3 protein-coding genes and 1 pseudogene are annotated in these 3,276 nt (G+C 41.7%); 1 reads left to right on the top strand and 3 read right to left on the bottom strand.

The window, feature by feature from the left end; genetic code table 11:
* Positions 1 to 198 (top strand): transposase (locus F6K20_RS30715; protein WP_287265468.1); only part of this gene is annotated, 198 nt, incomplete at its 5' end.
* Positions 199 to 212: 14 nt separating this feature from the next.
* On the opposite strand, the pseudogene F6K20_RS30710 reads toward F6K20_RS30715, so the two are convergent.
* The 3 genes and pseudogenes from F6K20_RS30710 to F6K20_RS30700 all read right to left on the bottom strand — a co-directional run.
* Positions 213 to 1,164: pseudogene (locus F6K20_RS30710) on the bottom strand (IS630 family transposase); the annotation flags it as partial.
* Positions 1,165 to 1,360: 196 nt separating this feature from the next.
* On the bottom strand, positions 1,361 to 2,410 hold the full coding sequence (locus tag F6K20_RS30705) for an FkbM family methyltransferase (protein WP_287297243.1): 1,050 nt from the start codon (positions 2,408 to 2,410) through the stop codon (positions 1,361 to 1,363).
* A 20-nt stretch (positions 2,411 to 2,430) separates the two neighbouring features.
* Positions 2,431 to 3,126 carry a class I SAM-dependent methyltransferase gene (locus tag F6K20_RS30700; protein WP_008188079.1) on the bottom strand — a complete coding sequence of 232 codons (696 nt, stop codon included), beginning with the start codon at positions 3,124 to 3,126 and terminating at the stop codon, positions 2,431 to 2,433.
* Between the last annotated feature and the right edge of the window lie 150 nt (positions 3,127 to 3,276).

Here is a 3,276-nt window from a genome sequence, read left to right as displayed (position 1 = left end):
TATCTTCCCGAGTATAGTCCTGATTATAACTTAATTGAATTGGTTTGGCATTCAGCAAAAGAATATATTGCCAATCGAGTTTTCAAATCAATTGAAGAATTAGAATGTTTGTTAAATCATCTTTTAAATGAAGGAGGGTTAATTATAAAATGGGTACGAAAAATAAAAAACAAAGGCAATGCTGTTATCACAGTTTAAATGCGCAACAGCTTATGATAAATTTCTAGTCGTCTGGCAAGACGATGAGCTTCATCAGCCGGGAAAGCTTCATAAAGAGAAGCAATATTATGAGTATTGAGATTATCGCAGACTAACTTGACTTTAAGAGCATGGGGATAGTCAACATCCAGTAATTGGCGAATTTCTTCCGCCCAGTCTACACGAGACCGTTCGCGTAGCGTGGCCAATAGGCCATGGTCTCGATTGCTAACTCGCCGCCATCCAGCATTAGGGTCAAAAAACATAAACAGGGCTTGTGTCCCTTCACGAGTATAGTGATAATCTTCTTTCTGGTCAAGACGACGGTTGCATTTTAATCGGTTTATAGAGATGATCTAGGAGTTGGACTGATGCTTCATCCATACAAATCAATGGCTGATCTCGACAATGGGATGAACAGTAAAGGTCTAAAATTACTTCCATCTGGGCGACAAATCTGGCCAAATCTCGTTCAGGAATACAGAAACGTTTTACTTTCCAAGGACGTAGCTGGTTTTTTTTAAAGTGCGACGTACCGTTTCACGAGAGATTTCTGTGACTACTCTTCGCTTTTTCAGTTCCGATGTCAGTAGTCTAATCGTCCAATCTGCTCTTCCTTCTGGAGGGTCTGAACAACACATGGCAATGATTTGGGCTTCTGTCGCGCCATCTATTTTTGGTGGAGTTGGTGGTTTCTTTCTTAACTTTCTATTGAGTGCTGGTTCTTCTCCTTGGGTCAGATATCTTTTTCTGATACGCCCTACGGTATTTCGATGTAGATTTAAAGCAAGGGCTATCCCTTCATCTGTCCATTTATCTATCGCTTGTTCTCCTTCGTCACACATCAGAAGAACCCGCTTAGTGCAGGATTTTCTTGGCAGGAGCATAGCCATTGCGACTGATGTTTTCTAGTCTTCGTCTTTGTTCGATTGTCAGCAGCACTTTATCTCTACGACCTCTTCCCATTTTTTTGACCTCAAATAATCATCCTTCTATTCCACTATTTTAGCTGTGCCAGTCCACTACACAAAATTTTCAAATATGAGATGCACCCACCTTTTACCTATTGCCTATTGCCTATTGCCTATTGCCTATTGCCTATTGCCTCTTGCCTATTGCCTATTGCCTCTTGCCTTTTGCCTCTTGCCCTTTGGGACTATGTTCACAACCCAGATACAAACGCTATATCAGGTTCTTTGAGTTGATTACTATCTTCCTTTGTCTGTAAATTATGATAGATTTTACTCAATTGATGTTCACGCTCTGAGCCAGAAACCATTAGGAATAAATTAGCGCTTGTAGCACTCCCTAACGTTAGTGCTGCTTCTGGAGTTGGTATGGATTTGAGTACTCTTGGGTTAGAATCCACGATCCAGCCTCGGAGGTTTTGATTGTAAAGATTCACAAGAGAGGACATCAATGCTTCCCGTCTGTGCTCATTTAGATTCTTGGCACTCACTTCCATCATGATCACTAGATTTGGTGAGCGCTGAATGGTTTCTATGGCACCATTTAATACGGCAAATTCGTATCCTTCTACATCAATCTTGATGGCATCTATCTGGGATAATCCCAACTCGGGAAGTATGGAGTCTAGACTACGCACTGGAATTGTAATCTTTTCACGCAAGACAGACCGTTTAGTATCATCCATACCACTAAATGCGGATTCCTGGGTAATATAAAAGTCTGTTTCTCCATCTTCAGCACCGACGCATAGGTCATGGCAAGAAACTAACTGTTGTAAGTGGTTAACTTCTACATTTTGTTGTAAAAGCTGGTAGGCATCTGGGTTAGGTTCAAAGGCATGAACACAACCCCTAGAAGTTAATTTGGTAGCTGATGATACGGCGTAGTAACCAAAGTTTGCTCCTACATCTAGCACAATGGAATTGGCATCCAGCAGACCTAAAAAGAGTTGGGCATCAAAGTATTCTTGGTAATGACCATAGTAAAAGTCACAGCCCAGTCGATCCCCAACATCAACGTGGAATGTCAAGCCTGATGGCAAATTCACTGCTTGGATATCCCGAACCCCTACTGGATGGAGTTTCTCTCGAAGCGATCGCAAAAACAAGGTGTAGGGTACCGCCAAGTTGGGAAAATCCATCGCCTGAGGCAGAAAATGATGGAATACCTGAAGATAAATCTCCATCTTATCCAACTGATTTATGGACTCATGGCTAGGTAAATGCTCTTCCTGACTATCCATTAATTCGTCAACTCGTCTAGTTATTGTTTAGCAAAATTATACTTTGGCGTGACAATCTCAGGTGAGGGAACTAAATCACTGACTTGTAACTCAACTGTAGATGCTAAAAATATTCGGCGTCTTTGGTGCTTGGTCTCCGTTTCCCAGAAATCTTCATGGTCTACATAACCCTGATAGTCGTATAGATATGGAAATCCTGAAACTTGGAGCATTTTCAGCAAGCAACTTCGGCTAGGAATCATGGCATGGTAGGTTAAGCCCTGGGTTTCATTTTTGCCTTCTTCAACTATATAGGTAACTGGTTCATTTAAAGGAACATTCATACTTTCAATAAATAACACTTTTTTGGTTAATAACTGCAAATTACGAATGACTTTGAAGGGATTTTCTGTATGATAGAGCAAGCCAAAGCAAAACACTAAGTCTGCTGCCGAAAATTGAGACATTTGTTGGGTAGATTCAACATCAACCTGATAAAACTTAGCTTCAGGTACCCGTTTACTTGCCTCTTCAACAAGTTCTTGTCTCCCCTCTAAACCAATTACATTTACTCCCCAATTCACCAGCTTTTCAGAAAACCAACCGGGACCACATCCCACGTCAAGGCAACTGGTAAAACTTAATCCCTGATGGAGTCTAAGCTGATTGAGAACGTTTTCTGCTACAGCCCAGCGGGCTTGATTAATCGCAATATAGAAAGGTTCATCAAATAACATGGTTATAATTTGGATAAAATTCTTGATAAACAACTTAAATAGCAAACGGAGTAGGGAGTAGGGAGTAGGGAGCAGGGAGTAGGGAGCAGGGAGTAGGGAGTAGGGAGCAGAGGCACCCTCCCCACACCTCCCACACCTCCCACACCTCCC

This window comes from Moorena sp. SIO2C4, assembly GCF_010672485.1.
GTDB classification, from domain to species: domain Bacteria; phylum Cyanobacteriota; class Cyanobacteriia; order Cyanobacteriales; family Coleofasciculaceae; genus Moorena; species Moorena producens.
Note: the sequence above shows the minus strand (reverse complement) of the source record. Positions and strands in the feature narration are given on the sequence as shown.

What these genes read in the sequence shown, in the direction of transcription:
- F6K20_RS30705 (WP_287297243.1), bottom strand. Translation starts at nt 2,410, where the DNA reads ATGGATAGTCAGGAAGAGCATTTACCTAGCCATGAGTCCATAAATCAG.
- F6K20_RS30700 (WP_008188079.1), bottom strand. Translation starts at nt 3,126, where the DNA reads ATGTTATTTGATGAACCTTTCTATATTGCGATTAATCAAGCCCGCTGG.